At 41.2% G+C, this 15,881-nt stretch carries 14 protein-coding genes; 8 read left to right on the top strand and 6 right to left on the bottom strand.

Annotated features, from left to right (window positions below):
• The first annotated feature begins 62 nt into the window (after positions 1-62).
• The 4 genes from FY048_RS02115 (at position 63) to abeS (ending at position 3,786) form a co-directional block, all read left to right on the top strand.
• Positions 63-1,529, top strand: coding sequence for an aminotransferase-like domain-containing protein (locus FY048_RS02115; protein WP_446090279.1), 1,467 nt, complete (start codon positions 63-65; stop codon positions 1,527-1,529).
• 56 nt (positions 1,530-1,585) lie between these two features.
• On the top strand, positions 1,586-2,956 hold the full coding sequence (gene trhP, locus FY048_RS02110) for a prephenate-dependent tRNA uridine(34) hydroxylase TrhP (protein WP_446089962.1): 1,371 nt from the start codon (positions 1,586-1,588) through the stop codon (positions 2,954-2,956).
• Between the two features lie 2 nt (positions 2,957-2,958).
• The gene (locus FY048_RS02105; RefSeq protein ID WP_446089961.1) at positions 2,959-3,210 is read left to right on the top strand and encodes a YfhL family 4Fe-4S dicluster ferredoxin; all 252 of its coding nucleotides are present in this window, start codon (positions 2,959-2,961) and stop codon (positions 3,208-3,210) included.
• A gap of 246 nt (positions 3,211-3,456) precedes the next feature.
• Positions 3,457-3,786 carry a multidrug efflux SMR transporter AbeS gene (abeS, locus tag FY048_RS02100; protein ID WP_016137540.1) on the top strand — a complete coding sequence of 110 codons (330 nt, stop codon included), beginning with the start codon at positions 3,457-3,459 and terminating at the stop codon, positions 3,784-3,786.
• Positions 3,787-3,965: 179 nt separating this feature from the next.
• On the opposite strand, the gene FY048_RS02095 is transcribed toward abeS, so the two are convergent.
• The 5 genes from FY048_RS02095 to FY048_RS02075 all read right to left on the bottom strand — a co-directional run bounded on the left by FY048_RS02095 (position 3,966) and on the right by FY048_RS02075 (position 8,231).
• On the bottom strand, positions 3,966-4,742 hold the full coding sequence (locus FY048_RS02095) for an ABC transporter ATP-binding protein (protein ID WP_446089960.1): 777 nt from the start codon (positions 4,740-4,742) through the stop codon (positions 3,966-3,968).
• Positions 4,743-4,751: 9 nt separating this feature from the next.
• On the bottom strand, positions 4,752-5,465 hold the full coding sequence (locus tag FY048_RS02090; RefSeq protein ID WP_016137538.1) for an ABC transporter permease: 714 nt from the start codon (positions 5,463-5,465) through the stop codon (positions 4,752-4,754).
• Positions 5,462-6,151, bottom strand: a complete 690-nt coding sequence (locus FY048_RS02085; protein WP_199942785.1) for an ABC transporter permease — start codon at positions 6,149-6,151, stop codon at positions 5,462-5,464. Before FY048_RS02085 ends, FY048_RS02090 begins: the two co-directional genes overlap by 4 nt.
• Before the next feature lie 91 nt (positions 6,152-6,242).
• A complete protein-coding gene (locus tag FY048_RS02080; protein WP_446089959.1) occupies positions 6,243-7,028 on the bottom strand; it encodes an ABC transporter substrate-binding protein in 786 nt (261 codons plus the stop codon).
• Positions 7,029-7,202: 174 nt separating this feature from the next.
• On the bottom strand, positions 7,203-8,231 hold the full coding sequence (locus FY048_RS02075; protein WP_446089958.1) for a LysR substrate-binding domain-containing protein: 1,029 nt from the start codon (positions 8,229-8,231) through the stop codon (positions 7,203-7,205).
• A 197-nt stretch (positions 8,232-8,428) separates the two neighbouring features.
• Here FY048_RS02075 and adeF point away from each other — a divergent pair, with 197 nt between their 5' ends.
• From adeF to FY048_RS02060, 3 genes are read left to right on the top strand one after another with little or no spacing between them, the layout of a single operon-like run.
• The gene (gene adeF, locus FY048_RS02070) at positions 8,429-9,649 is read left to right on the top strand and encodes a multidrug efflux RND transporter periplasmic adaptor subunit AdeF (protein ID WP_446089957.1); all 1,221 of its coding nucleotides are present in this window, start codon (positions 8,429-8,431) and stop codon (positions 9,647-9,649) included.
• 6 nt (positions 9,650-9,655) lie between these two features.
• Positions 9,656-12,835 carry a multidrug efflux RND transporter permease subunit AdeG gene (gene adeG, locus FY048_RS02065; protein ID WP_446089956.1) on the top strand — a complete coding sequence of 1,060 codons (3,180 nt, stop codon included), beginning with the start codon at positions 9,656-9,658 and terminating at the stop codon, positions 12,833-12,835.
• Positions 12,836-12,847: 12 nt separating this feature from the next.
• Positions 12,848-14,323, top strand: a complete 1,476-nt coding sequence (locus FY048_RS02060) for an efflux transporter outer membrane subunit (protein WP_446089955.1) — start codon at positions 12,848-12,850, stop codon at positions 14,321-14,323.
• Between the two features lie 62 nt (positions 14,324-14,385).
• On the opposite strand, the gene glyA is transcribed toward FY048_RS02060, so the two are convergent.
• On the bottom strand, positions 14,386-15,639 hold the full coding sequence (glyA, locus tag FY048_RS02055; protein WP_446089954.1) for a serine hydroxymethyltransferase: 1,254 nt from the start codon (positions 15,637-15,639) through the stop codon (positions 14,386-14,388).
• A gap of 61 nt (positions 15,640-15,700) precedes the next feature.
• Between glyA and FY048_RS02050 the strand changes: the two genes are divergently transcribed.
• Complete coding sequence (locus tag FY048_RS02050) at positions 15,701-15,853, top strand: hypothetical protein (RefSeq protein WP_446090278.1); 153 nt, start codon at positions 15,701-15,703, stop codon at positions 15,851-15,853.
• Positions 15,854-15,881 lie beyond the last annotated feature (28 nt).

Here is a 15,881-nt window from a genome sequence, read left to right as displayed (position 1 = left end):
CAATATTTGAGTTAAATAAAAGATCACTATAAAGTGTATCCATTACTTTGGCTTTTTAATGAATTGACATGTACAAATATAAAAAAGTGAGTGATGACCTAACCCTTCAAATTCAGAATGGTAGGCAGCCTATTGGTTCACGCTTACCATCAATCCGAGACTGCGCAAATCATTATCAGGTCAGCATTAATACTGTCAAAGAAGCTTATCGTCAGCTTGAAGATCAAGGTTTAATTTCAGTTCGACCACAGTCTGGTTACTATGTTTGTCATGCACCTTCAAACCTGCTAGAACCCGAAGAGCGTTATGTGAGTGAAGAAAAAGTGCCTCTTTCAGGCATTAGTTGCTTCCTCGCTCAAATCGTTAAAAAGCAAATGGACCCAGCCTATGTCAATTTGGCTTTAGCTTGTCCTTCTGGGGAAAATTTCTATCCAATTGAGCGACTAAAACGCTTAACTGCTCAGGTTTTACGAACACAACCAGATATTTTTAAAAGCTATACTTTACCGCCCGGCTCTACACGTTTACGTACACAAATTGCTAGGCGAGGCTTACAACTTGGCATGTTTCTTTCAGCAGATGATATTGTGCTGACTCATGGCACGATGGAAGCTTTAAGTCTCGCGATTATGGCAACAACTCAAGCGGGTGACAGCATTGCACTGGAGACTCCTACTTTTCATAACCTGTACCCGCTGCTTCATAATTTAGGCCGAAAAATTGTAGAAGTGCCGACTTCGCCACACACAGGTATGTGCTTAGATACCCTTGAAGAACTCTTAAAATCACAAAGTGTACAAGTCATATTAACCATTCCAACAGGACACAATCCTCTCGGTTTTAGCATGCCAGAAAGCAGTCGCCGTCGTTTAGCCGAGCTTGCTAATCAATTTCAGGTTCCTGTCATTGAAGATGCGATGTACGCCGAATTGCAACTCACCGAGCCCCTCTTGCCCAATATCAAAGCGTTTGACCAGAACGGATGGGTTTTGGCGTGTGGTAGCTATACTAAAACTGTAGCACCCGACTATCGAATTGGTTGGTTAGAAGCTGGGCGCTTTCGTAATATTGTGCAGCAACTTAAATTTACGACAACTGTTGCCGAGCCAGCTTTACTCACAGAAACTTTAGGACTTTTCTTAGAAAATGGTAGTTATGACCTGCACTTAAGGCATCTTAAAAAACGCTATCAACAACAAATTGATACCATCAAATCTTATATCTGTCGTTATTTCCCGCTCGGTACTCGAGTCAGTCGACCGCAAGCAGGATTTATTTTATGGTTAGAGCTACCCGAATCTATCGACACATTAGAACTGTTTCATCAGGCAATGGATGAAAAAATCTTATGTATGCCGGGAATTTTATGTTCGGCTGATAAACGTTTTAGTCATTGTTTACGTATAGCGGCGTGTTTCGAATTAAATCCTAAAATGTTAAATGCTTTGATGCACTTAGGAGAGTTAGCAAAAAATATGCTACCAGCACAAAAAGATATAGGTCAAATCCCTACTAATTCAGTAGGTTGAATCCAAAATATAGAGTTAATAAAATAAAACCATATATTTTTTATGCCTTTTATTTTATGAAAACTGAACTCCTCTCTCCCGCAGGTTCACTTAAAAACATGCGCTATGCATTTGCCTATGGTGCAGATGCCGTATATGCAGGCCAACCACGTTACAGTTTACGTGTGCGTAATAATGCTTTTGATCATGACAATTTAAAAATTGGGATTGATGAAGCGCATGCTTTGGGTAAAAAGTTTTATGTTGTGGTGAATATTCAGCCACATAACAGCAAATTAAAAAACTTTATTCGTGATCTTGAACCTATTGTAGCGATGCAACCAGACGCTCTTATTATGTCTGACCCAGGCTTAATCATGATGGTGCGTGAGCATTTCCCAGAAGTACAAATTCATCTATCGGTTCAAGCCAACGCTATTAACTGGGCCACTGTTAAATTTTGGAAAGATTATGGTTTAAGCCGTGTGATTTTATCGCGTGAGTTGTCTTTAGAAGAAATAGAAGAAATCCAGCAACATGTGCCAGATATTGAACTCGAAGTTTTTGTACATGGCGCACTATGCATGGCCTACTCAGGTCGTTGTTTACTTTCTGGTTATATGAACAAACGTGATGCCAACCAAGGTGCTTGTACCAATGCTTGCCGTTGGGACTATAAACTGCATGAAGCTCAAGAAGATGCAAACGGCGATGTGATTCCATCCACTCAGCTCAACACCTCAGAAAAGTCTTGCTGCTCATCAGCACAATCAGAAAAAATTTCGAATCAAATTTTGCTTGTACAACGTAATGATGAAGAAATGTTTGCTGCCGAAGAAGATGAACACGGCACCTATTTTATGAACTCCAAAGATTTACGTGCTGTACAACATGTAGATCGTTTAACCCAAATGGGCATTGCCTCACTGAAAATTGAAGGTCGTACTAAATCCTATTTTTATTGTGCCCGTACTGCCCAAATTTATCGAAAAGCCATTGATGATGCGTTAGCAGGTAAACCATTTGACCCAAGCTTAATGGCTCAGCTCGAAGGGCTGGCGAACCGTGGTTACACCGAAGGTTTTTTAAGACGTCATGTCCATAGTGAATATCAAAACTATGCTGATGGTTCATCACATTTTGACTATCAACAATTTTGCGGCGAAGTATTAGAACGCCACGGCGATTATATTCGTATCGAAGTTAAAAACCGTTTTGTGGTTGGCGACTCACTTGAACTCATGACACCTCAAGGCAATATCACTTTTACCTTAACCGAAATGCGTGATTTAAAAGGCAATCCAATTATGGATGCTAAAGGTTCGGGGCATTTTGTTGAAATTCCACTCTCACAAAATGTTGATGTTAGTTATGCCCTACTCATACGTAACTTGCCACATGCAAAAGAAAGTATTACTGCCTCTACATTAGCTTATTCAGCGAGTTAAACATGGCACTTTTGATTACGAGTGACTGTATCAATTGTGATATGTGCTTACCTGAATGTCCCAATATTGCTATTTTTGAAGGCAGCAAAGTTTATGAAATTGATCCATTTCGTTGTACGGAGTGCGTAGGCTTTTACGATGCGCCAACGTGTAAGGCGGTCTGTCCAATCGATTGTATTAAACAAGACCCTGCACATATTGAAAATAAAGAGCAACTGCTAGAGAAATTTAAAGGTTTAAATATACTCGGTTAACCTATCTTTAAAAAAGTCTATAGAGGATCAAGCTAAAGTTGCTGATCCTCTTAAATAACCATGCAAACCCAATATTAAATAAATGAATAAATAGCTGAGACCGCTTTGCTAGTGATAAAATCAATTTATCAGTTCAGTTTGATTTACTGGTCATTTTGTACCAAAAAAATAGACAATCGTTAAAACTGCTAAACCATTTCAACATTTCATATAGATTGATTAAAACTCATTCTGGCGCAGCTCCCCATGTCTTATCTTTATTTAGCAATTGCCATTGTTTGTGAAGTCATTGCAACTTCAGCTTTAAAAGCATCTCAAGGTTTTACTATTCCCATTCCATCCATCATTACGGTTGTGGGCTATGCAATTGCTTTTTATTTATTGTCCTTGACATTAAAAACGATTCCGATCGGAATTGCATACGCTATTTGGTCAGGTGCAGGTATTATTTTAATTTCTGCAATTGGCTGGATATTTTACAAACAGCATTTAGACTTGGCGGCCTGTATTGGTCTTACTTTAATGATTGCAGGCATTATCATTATTAATGTGTTTTCTAAAAATACCCATCTATAAATTATAATTAGAAAGCACCCATAGAATCTTTTCGATCTAGGGTGCCTTAATATTTAAACCACAATAAATAATAATCTTAAGTTTTTAATGCTCTTACTTCAGCAATATTACTGCCTGTAAGCAACCGAATAAGATGAGAATCCTTTTATAAAAATTTCACCTTACTCGGTATAAACAGCTTATTTTAAACTTCCCGTTAAAAATTGCTTTAAACGCTCACTTTTCGGATTGTTGAGTACTTCATCAGGATGACCTTGTTCCTCAATTTTCCCTTGATGCAAGAAAATCACCTGATTAGACACATGACGTGCAAAGCCCATTTCATGTGTTACCACAATCATGGTTCGCCCTTCTTCAGCCAAACCCTGCATAACCTTTAGTACTTCACCCACCAACTCTGGATCAAGCGCACTAGTTGGTTCATCAAACAACATGACTTCAGGTTCCATCGCCAAAGCACGAGCAATCGCTACACGTTGCTGCTGACCACCAGATAAAAATGCTGGATATTTATTTTCAACACTTTCAGGCAATCCAACTTTGCGTAGATATTTCCTTGCACGCTCTTCGGCTTCAGCACGCTTCACCCCAAGCACATGAATTGGCCCTTCAATGACATTTTCCAGTACCGTCATGTGAGACCATAAATTAAAGTGCTGAAACACCATCATCAGTTGGGTACGCATTTTTTGTAGTTGCTTTGGGTCAACCACTTTTAAATTGCCTTTTTTATCAAAGACTGTGCGTAGTTTTTCACCATTGAGTTTAATGGAGCCATTGCTTGGTTGTTCTAAAAAATTGATACAACGCAGCAAGGTACTTTTACCTGAACCAGATGAGCCAATAATACTAATCACATCGCCAGCATTTGCATCAAGTGATATCCCTTTCAGTACTTCATGATCACCAAATGTTTTGTGTAAATCACGAATCACTAGTTTTGCAACGTGTTCCATTTATGTCTCCTAATGATTCGATGGCTTTAAAAATGCCAACCAACGTTTTTCCAACTTACGAAATATCCAAATCAAAATAAATGCCAACACTGCATATAACACCGCGGCAATCCCAAAAGCATTGAAGGTGTCATAAGTTGCCGCATTTACATCACGCGCAATTTTTAAAATATCTGGAACAGTTGCTGTAAATGCAATGGTTGTCGCGTGCAACATCAAAATGACTTCGTTACCGTAAAATGGCAAAGCACGGCGTAACATCGACGGAATAATAATACGTGTGTAGAGTTTCCATTTGGACATACCGAAAGCTTGGGCCGCTTCAATCTCACCATGTGGAATAGAACGAATCGCTCCAGCGAAGATTTCAGTCGTATATGCACCAGTATTGAGCGCGAATGCCAAAATGGTGCAATTTATGCCCTCTCGAAAAAATGCATCGAGCGTCTGATGTTCATGGATGTAATCAAAGCTGTAAATGCCTGAATAAATAATCAGCAATTGGATGTACAGTGGTGTGCCACGAAAAACGTAGGTAAACAACCAAACTGGACCACGCAACCAAAGATTTTCTGATACTCGTGCAAGTGATAAAGGCACAGCAAGCACAAACCCAATACCAATAGAAAGCACCAATAACCAAGCAGTCATCGCGACACCGGTCATTTGTAGGCCATCGGTCCAAAGGTATGCCTGCCAATACTGTTGAAGGATTTCAATCATAATTGTCCCTTCCTCACACCAGCAGAATAACGACGCTCAAGCCACATTAAAATCAGGTTCGACACGGTGGTAATGACCAAATAAATCGCAGCAGCCACGATGCTGAAAAAGAACAGTTGCATGGTACTTCTACCCGCATCTTGCGTAATTTTTACAATGTCAGTTAGGCCAATAATCGAAACCAGTGCAGTTGCCTTAATCAAAACCTGCCAATTATTACCAATACCCGGCAGTGCAAAACGCATCATTTGGGGGAACAATACACGTCGAAAAACCTGCCAAGGAGTCATCCCATAGGCCATTGCTGCTTCAATTTGACCCGTTGGAACCGATTGAAATGCACCACGAAAGGTCTCGGTAAAATATGCACCATAAATGAACGCTAAAGTAATCACACCAGCCACAAAAGGATTGATATCAATCTGGTCCATTTGCAGTGCTTCAGTAATTTGGTTTAAACCCAACTGCAAGCTATAAAATAACAGCAGCATAATTACCAAGTCAGGCACACTACGAATGAGCGTAGTATAGGCAGTCGCAATATAACGTAAAGCTTTAATATTAGAGAGTTTTGAACTCGCACCAATTAAGCCAATAATGACAGAAAGCAAAAGTGACAACAGCGCAAGCTGTATAGTCATCCATGTTCCGCTGAGAAGGAGTGGTCCATAGCCAGATAAAAACATGACTCATCTTCTCCTTAAAAACAATATCTAATATTGATGAGATGAGAATAGATTTTAAAATGTCGGCACTAAGCCGACATTTTTCACATCATTAGTAAATGTTAAAGGAGAAATATTTTTTCTCTAGTTTCTTGTATGTACCATCTGCAATGATTGCTGCGAGAGCTTTATCAATATTCGCTTTCAAATCTGTATCTTCTTTGCGTAAACCAATCGCTGCGCCTACACCCAGTGTTTTTGCATCAACCACATTGCCACCGACAAATGCAAAGTTTTTGCCTTTTGGTTGTTTTAAGAAAGCACCGTCAACCATGATTGCATCTTGTAAAGTTGCATCCAAACGACCTGACATCATGTCTTGATAAATCAAATCTTGGACTGGATAAGGTACAACGGTTACACCTTTTGTTGCCCAATAGGTTTTAGCATAAGTTTCTTGAATTGTGCCCTGTTGCACCCCTACACGCTTACCTTTCAATGATGCAGCTGTTGGTAATAACGGTGAGCCTTTTTTTGCAACCATACGCGTTGGCGTGTTGTAGATTTTACTACTAAACAAAATTTGTTTCGCACGTTCATCAGTGACCGTCATTGATGAAAGAATGCCATCAAACTTTTTCGCTTTAAGTGCTGGAATCATCCCGTCAAAAGAGTTTTCAACCCAAACACATTTGGCTTTGAGTTTTGCACAAACGGCATTACCCAAATCAACGTCAAAACCAGTTAACTTGCCATCTGGTGTTTTATATTCAAACGGCGCATAAGAGGATTCAGTACCAAAACGAATCACCTTCCAATCCTTTGCTTGTACATTCGTCGCAACAGCAGCCAAAACTAAAGTTGTTGAAACGAACATTTTTTTCATAAAGCTTGCCATGTTGAAGCTTCTCCTTAAAATCCAAATAAGGTGATAAAAATTTGAGTATTTCTAAATTACTCTTCTGTCGAAATAATTGCAATTTCTATACCATAAATTAAGGATTGATGAAGATGTCAAAACAGCAGATTGTATTACCTGATTAAATGTTGAAAAATCACTCAAACTATAAAGCTAATTTTTGAGTGTATAGGCTTCTGCCATATTTTCATTTTCGACCAATGTCCGAATGGTATATTCATGGTTATGTTCTTTGGCACTAGCAAATTCACATTTCTGATCCCAGAGCATTGAGCAACCACTCAACAATGGACACCCTGCAAATAATTCAGCCACCCAATCAACAAACACACGAACTTTAGGCGATAAATGACGGTTTTGTAGATATACAACTGATATAGGCATAGGTGCAGGTAACCATTCAGTCAACACTTCCTTGAGTGTGCCATCTTCTAGATGTTTCCCCACCATGTAATATGGGCATTGAATTAAGCCAAAACCCTGTACAGCCAAATCAACATAGGAATCACCATCGTTGACAGAAACACGCCCTTTCACACCAACGCTATGAATCTCGCCATCAACCATAAAATCCCAGTCAATATTGCGTCCGGTACGACTATTAAAATAATGCACGACCTGATGTTTTTTTAAGTCATCAATAGTTTCCGGTTCGCCATGTTCCGCCAAGTAACGCGGTGCAGCAACCGTCACACATTGAATTGTGCCGATACGACGTGCCACCAAACTTGAATCTTTCAACTGCCCAATACGAATGACACAGTCCACTGCATCTTGAACTAAATCGACCGGACGATCACTCATTCCAATCACCAAATCGATATCGGGATACTTGGCATGAAAATCACAAAGCATTGGAATAAGAATGAGTCGTCCAATTGAAGCTTTAACATCAATGCGTAGTCGACCTCGTGGTCCCCGTTCCGAGTCATGAAAATTCGATTCAACGTCTTCGACATCAGCTAAAATTCGCGAAGTACGTTCATAATAAACCGCACCATCGGGTGTCAAACTGAGTTTACGAGTGGTTCGGTTCAATAAGCGAACTTGTAAATGTTTCTCTAAACCCTGAATGGTTGTGGTCACAGAAGCACGCGGTAGGCCTAAACTGTCAGCCGCTAAACTGAAACTATTTGTTTCGACAACTTTGTTAAATACTTTCATGGCATGAAATAGATCCACACGCACACTCCTATCAATGCATTTTTTAATTCAAATACATCAATTGTTATAAAAATACGAATAGTGTTATCGAATTTAATATATTTATTCGTGATTGACAAACTTTTATGCTCCGTCCATCCCCCAAACCCTGTTTCTCCCATACGGACCATAACTAAAAGTCTGAAAACAGGTATCCAAATAAGTAGGAGCACCTCATGTCATTTTCCCGCAAACAGTTCGCACTGTCTGCCATCTTTGTTGCCCTTTTAGCAACAGGAGGCAGTTTTATATTTCTACATGAAAATGCCGATGCAAAAGCTGCACCGACCCAAGCCCAACAAGCTGCTACTGTTGATGTCTCTCCTGTTGTCAGCAAAACTATTACCGATTGGCAAGAATATTCCGGTCGCTTAGAAGCCATTGATCAAGTTGATATTCGGCCTCAAGTTTCGGGCAAACTCATTGCCGTTCATTTTAAAGATGGGAGTCTGGTTAGAAAAGGCGAGTTACTTTTTACAATTGACCCTCGTCCATTTGAAGCAGAACTCAATCGTGCACAAGCACAACTTGCTTCAGCCGAAGCGCAAGTCACCTATACAGCAACCAATCTTTCCCGTATTCAACGTCTAATTCAAAGTAATGCTGTATCACGCCAAGAGCTTGATCTGGCAGAAAATGATGCACGCTCAGCCAGTGCCAACCTACAAGCAGCCAGAGCAGCCGTTCAATCTGCACGCTTAAATCTGGAATATACCCGTATTACTGCACCAGTTAGCGGTCGAATTTCGCGTGCCGAAGTAACCGTGGGTAATGTGGTTTCTGCTGGCAACGGAGCACAAGTTTTAACAAGTTTAGTGTCTGTATCGCGTCTCTATGCATCTTTTGATGTTGATGAACAAACTTACCTGAAATACATCAGTAACCAACGTAATTCTGCACAAGTTCCTGTCTATATGGGACTTGCCAATGAAACTGGTTTCTCACGTGAAGGGACTATCAACTCAATCGACAATAACCTAGATACAACCTCAGGTACGATTCGTGTTCGAGCGACTTTCGACAATCCAAACGGAGTTTTATTACCGGGTTTATATGCTCGAATTCGTCTTGGTGGCGGCCAACCACGTTCAGCCATTCTCATTAGCCCAACCGCAATTGGGGTCGATCAAGATAAGCGTTTTGTTGTTGTAGTCGATGCTAAAAACCAGACCGCTTACCGTGAAATAAAAATCGGGGTGCAACAAGATGGCTTGCAAATCGTAAATAGCGGATTACAAGCGGGCGACCGTATTGTGGTGAATGGTTTACAGCGCATTCGTCCGGGTGACCCTGTTACACCGCACCTCGTCCCTATGCCGAATGCACAAATCACTGCAAGTACTAACACACCTCAACCTCAGCCAACAGAAAAAACATCAACTCCGGCAAAAGGTTAATCACATATGAATATTTCTAAATTTTTTATTGATCGGCCGATCTTTGCTGGTGTGTTATCAGTACTGATTCTACTTGCTGGTTTACTTTCCGTATTTAAATTACCGATTTCCGAATATCCAGAAGTTGTACCGCCATCTGTGGTGGTACGTGCTCAATATCCGGGTGCAAACCCAAAAGTAATTGCTGAAACTGTTGCCTCTCCGCTTGAAGAATCAATCAACGGCGTAGAAGACATGCTGTATATGCAATCTCAAGCAAACAGCGATGGTAACTTAACCATTACAGTGAACTTCAAACTCGGTATTGACCCAGATAAAGCTCAACAATTGGTTCAAAACCGTGTGTCTCAGGCAATGCCTCGCTTACCTGAAGATGTACAGCGTTTAGGTGTCACCACCTTAAAAAGTTCTCCCACTTTAACCATGGTGGTACATCTGACCTCTCCAGATAACCGCTATGACATGACTTACTTACGTAACTACGCGGTACTGAACGTAAAAGATCGTTTGGCACGCTTACAAGGTGTAGGTGAAGTCGGTTTATTCGGTTCTGGTGACTACGCTATGCGGGTGTGGTTAGACCCACAAAAAGTAGCGCAACGTAACCTCACAGCCACTGAAATTGTGAATGCAATCCGTGAACAAAATATTCAGGTTGCGGCAGGTACAATTGGTGCGTCACCAACCAATTCACCTGTACAACTTTCAGTGAATGCTCAAGGTCGTTTAACCACTGAGCAAGAATTTGCAGACATTATTTTAAAAACTGCACCCGATGGCGCAGTCACCCGATTGGGTGATGTTGCACGTGTTGAACTTGCAGCCTCACAATATGGCTTACGTTCATTGCTTGATAATAAACAAGCTGTAGCGATTCCAATTTTCCAAGCACCGGGTGCCAATGCTTTGCAAGTTTCCGATCAGGTGCGTAGCACGATGAAGGAACTTTCAAAAGATTTCCCATCTTCAATTAAATACGACATTGTTTACGACCCAACTCAATTCGTACGTTCTAGTATTAAAGCAGTCGTTCATACCTTACTTGAAGCAATTGCACTGGTTGTTGTGGTTGTTATTTTATTCTTACAAACATGGCGTGCGTCGATTATTCCATTACTTGCAGTACCAGTTTCTATTATTGGTACATTTGCACTTATGCTTGCTTTTGGGTATTCCATCAATGCGTTATCACTGTTTGGGATGGTACTTGCCATCGGCATTGTGGTCGATGACGCGATTGTCGTCGTCGAAAATGTCGAAAGGAATATTGAAGCAGGTTTAAGCCCAAGAGACGCAACTTATCGTGCCATGCGAGAAGTGAGCGGTCCAATTATTGCGATTGCCTTAACCCTCGTTGCGGTCTTCGTACCTCTTGCCTTTATGACGGGCTTAACAGGGCAATTTTATAAACAATTTGCCATGACCATTGCCATTTCAACTGTTATTTCGGCATTTAATTCCCTTACGCTATCTCCTGCTTTGGCGGCTATGTTACTTAAAGGACATGATGCCAAACCTGATGCATTAACTCGCATTATGAACCGTGTGTTCGGGCGTTTCTTTGCACTGTTTAACCGCGTATTTTCGCGCACTTCTGATCGCTACAGTCAGGGCGTGAGCCGTGTGATAACTCATAAAGCATCGGCAATGGGTGTCTATGCTGCTCTTCTTGGGTTAACAATAGGTATTTCTTATATTGTCCCTGGTGGTTTCGTACCGGCACAAGATAAACAATATTTAATTAGCTTTGCCCAACTACCTAATGGTGCATCTTTAGACCGTACCGAAGCTGTTATTCGTAAAATGAGTGACGCTGCACTTAAACAACCTGGTGTAGAAAGTGCGGTTGCCTTCCCGGGCCTATCCATTAACGGTTTTACCAATAGTTCAAGCGCTGGTATTGTCTTTGTGACATTAAAACCATTTGATGAACGTAAGGCCAAAGACTTATCTGCGAATGCAATTGCAGGCGCTCTCAACCAGAAATATTCAGCAATTCAAGATGCTTATATTGCAGTTTTCCCACCACCACCGGTAATGGGCTTAGGTACCATGGGCGGCTTTAAACTCCAACTTGAAGACAGAGGTGCCTTAGGCTATTCAGCCTTGAATGATGCTGCTCAAAACTTTATGAAAGCAGCACAATCAGCCCCTGAACTTGGTCCAATGTTCTCAAGTTATCAAATTAATGTGCCTCAACTAAACGTAGATCTGGACCGTGTAAAAGCCAAACAACAAGGTGTTGCTGTGACTGATGTTTTCAACACCATGCAGATTTATTTAGGTTCTCAGTACGTTAATGACTTTAACCGCTTTGGACGTGTTTATCAGGTTCGAGCACAGGCCGATGCCCCTTTCCGTGCTAACCCTGAAGATATTTTGCAGCTTAAAACTCGCAACAGTGCGGGACAAATGGTGCCGTTATCTTCATTGGTGAATGTAACTCAAACTTATGGTCCTGAAATGGTAGTGCGTTACAACGGCTACACATCAGCCGATATTAACGGTGGCCCTGCACCGGGTTATTCATCTAGCCAAGCAGAAGCTGCGGTTGAACGTATTGCTGCACAAACTCTACCACGTGGTATCAAGTTTGAATGGACAGATTTAACTTACCAAAAAATCTTAGCTGGTAACGCAGGACTCTGGGTATTCCCAATTAGCGTATTACTGGTGTTCTTAGTTTTAGCCGCTCAATATGAAAGTCTAACTTTGCCATTAGCTGTAATTCTAATTGTACCAATGGGAATTTTGGCCGCTCTGACGGGTGTTTGGTTAACAGGCGGAGATAACAACATCTTTACCCAAATTGGTCTGATGGTGCTGGTCGGGCTAGCCTGTAAAAATGCCATCTTAATTGTCGAATTTGCAAGGGAACTCGAAATGCAAGGTGCAACTGCATTTAATGCAGCCGTTGAAGCAAGTCGTCTACGTTTACGTCCCATTTTAATGACTTCTATTGCATTCATTATGGGTGTAGTCCCACTGGTTACCTCAACTGGTGCAGGTTCTGAAATGCGTCATGCCATGGGTATTGCGGTGTTCTTCGGCATGATCGGTGTAACGCTGTTTGGTTTGTTCCTGACCCCTGCCTTTTATGTCCTGATTCGTACACTGAACAGTAAACATAAATTGCATTCAGCAGCAGTTCATGAAGCGCCTTTATCTAACCCACATGATCATTAAGGAGGACATTTGATGGCTACAGCAAAACAAAGCTTATTATTGTCCTCACTCATGGGAAGCCTGCTGCTTGCAGGCTGCTCTTTGGCTCCGGAATATCAACCTGCAAAAGTGATAGTTCCAGTCAAATTTAAAGAATCTGACGCTAAACTTCAGGATAATAACTGGAAAATTGCCCAACCTGCCGATCAACAGATTCGAGGTGAGTGGTGGCATGTTTTTAATGATGCTCAATTGAATGAGCTCGAACAACAAGCCATTTCTGGAAACCAGAGTCTTAAAGCGGCAGCAGCCAATATTCAGGCTTCACGTGCATTACGTTCAGTAGCACAAGCTGAACGTTTGCCAAGTATTAGTGCCGGCTTTGGCCCAACTCGTCAAAAGCCCTCTCCTGCTTCATTGGGTTTAGATGACAATACTCATACATCTGCACAAACCTTATGGCGTGCTCAAGCGAATGTTTCATATGAGCTCGATTTATTTGGTCGTATCGCCAGTAGTGTCAATGCAGCAACAGCTGATGTACAGCAACAAGAAGCTTTATATCAGTCGGCACTTCTAGCGTTACAAGCAGATGTTGCTCAAGGCTACTTTCTCATTCGTCAGCTTGATGCTGAACAAGCAATTTATAATCGCACAATTAAACTGCTTGGCGAGACACGAGACTTAGCTCAAACGCGTTTTCGAAATGGTTTAGTCAGCGAGCTTGATGTTTTCCGTGCACAGACTGAACTTGCTACAGCCCAAACCAATGCACTGAACATTGCCCGTAATCGAGCCAATGCAGAACATGCGCTTGCAGTATTGTTAGGTAAAACCCCAGCTGACTTTAGCTTGGCAATTCAACCGTTAACTGAAAACAGTCTCCGTCTTCCAGCAGGTTTACCATCGGCCTTACTTGAAAGACGACCTGACATTGCTGCGGCTGAACGTGCCATGGCAGCAGATAATGCACGTATTGGAATTGCGCGTGCTGCTTTCTTCCCAAAACTGGACCTGACAGGTGCACTCGGTTATGAATCATCAACTTTAGGTGATTTAGGTAAATGGTCGAGCCGTACATTTTTACTTGGTCCAGTCGCAGGCACTATTTTATCTTTGCCATTATTTGACGGTGGACAACGTAAGGCTGGAGTTGCTCAAGCGCGAGCAGCCTATGAAGAAAGCATTGCGAATTATCGCCAAACCGTGCTGAATGCATTTCGCGAAGTTGAAAATGGTTTATCTGATCAACGTATTCTCGATCAGCAAATTCAGGCTCAAAACCAAGCACTTTCTTCTTCTCGTCATGCAAATCAGCTTTCTCATCTACGCTATAGAGAAGGTGCAATTAGCTATCTTGATGTGATTGACTCTGACCGGACTATTTTGCAACAAGAGCAACTTTCCGCACAGCTTAACGGCAGTAGAATGATGGCTAGTGTAGATTTAATCCGTGCATTAGGGGGTGGATGGCATGGTGCCGAATCATCGGTAAAATCTAAAAGTTAATTCTTATCTAATTAACTTGATATAAAAAAAGCGCCATACGGCGCTTTTTTTATATCTACAACTTATTGTGCGTATACAGGGAATTTTGCACAAACAGTTTCAACTTTCGCTTTTACGTCAGCAATAACTTTTTCGTCACCTTTGCTGTCAATCACGTCAGCGATCCAACCAGCAAGTTCACGAACTTCAGCTTCACCAAAACCACGAGTTGTTACTGCTGGAGTACCGATACGGATACCAGAAGTCACAAATGGAGAACGTGGGTCATTTGGAACTGAGTTTTTGTTAACAGTAATGTGAGAAGCGCCTAACCAAGCATCTGCTTCTTTACCAGTTACGTCTTGCTTGATTAAAGATAACAAGAACAAGTGGTTTTCTGTACCACCAGAAACAACGTCATAACCACGAGCGATTAATACTTCAGCCATAGCTTGAGCATTTTTCACAACTTGTTGTTGGTAAACTTTGAAGTCATCAGACATTGCTTCTTTGAAGCAGATTGCTTTAGCAGCAATCGCATGCATCAATGGACCACCTTGGTTACCAGGGAATACAGCTGATTGAAGTTTCTTCTCGATTTCTTCATTCGCTTTCGCAAGGATTAAACCAGAACGTGGACCACGAAGTGTTTTGTGAGTCGTAGTTGTAGTTACGTCAGCAATTTGAACTGGGTTTGGATATACACCAGCAGCAACAAGACCTGCAACGTGAGCCATATCAACAAAAAGGTAAGCGCCAACTTTGTCCGCGATGTCACGGAAACGCTGCCAATCTATAACACGGCTATAAGCAGAGAAACCAGCAACGATCATACGTGGCTTGTGCTCTAATGCTAAACGTTCAACTTCTTCATAATCGATCTCGCCAGTTTCAGCGTTTAGACCATATTGAACTGCATTATAAGTTTTACCAGAGAAGCTTACTTTAGCACCGTGAGTCAAGTGACCACCGTGAGCCAAGCTCATACCTAAAACAGTATCGCCTGGGTTAAGAAGCGCTAGATAAACAGCAGAGTTAGCTTGTGAGCCAGCATGTGGTTGAACGTTTGCGTAATCTGCACCAAAAAGTTCTTTAGCACGATCAATCGCCATTTGCTCAATGATATCCACATATTCGCAACCGCCATAATAGCGTTTACCTGGATAACCTTCTGCATATTTATTCGTAAGTTTTGATCCTTGCGCTTCCATCACAGCAGGAGAGCAATAGTTTTCAGAAGCAATTAACTCGATATGTGCTTCTTGACGCTCACCTTCAGAAGCAATTGCTTGAGCTAATTCTGGATCAAATTCAGAAATGGAAATATTGGCAAACATTAGCGGGGGTCCTATAAAATTAGGGCTTTTAAGCCGTGCTAAGATTGCGACATATTGTAGCATGAACTTTATAATTAAACAGAATGAAGTTAGCTCAGTTTTAAATAAAAATGGCTCAAGTTTTATAAAAAATGAGCCATTGTTTATAAATCAATTAAAAAGCTGGTTTAAAGCTTATATTTTAAATTTTTTCCTCATTCACTTTAGCTTTTAACAATGTTAAAAATACTTTAAATATCAAT

It is taken from the genome of Acinetobacter sp. 1124_18A, assembly GCF_052824995.1.
The sequence above is the reverse complement of the archived record's forward strand: the minus strand, read 5'-3'. Positions and strand labels throughout refer to the sequence as shown.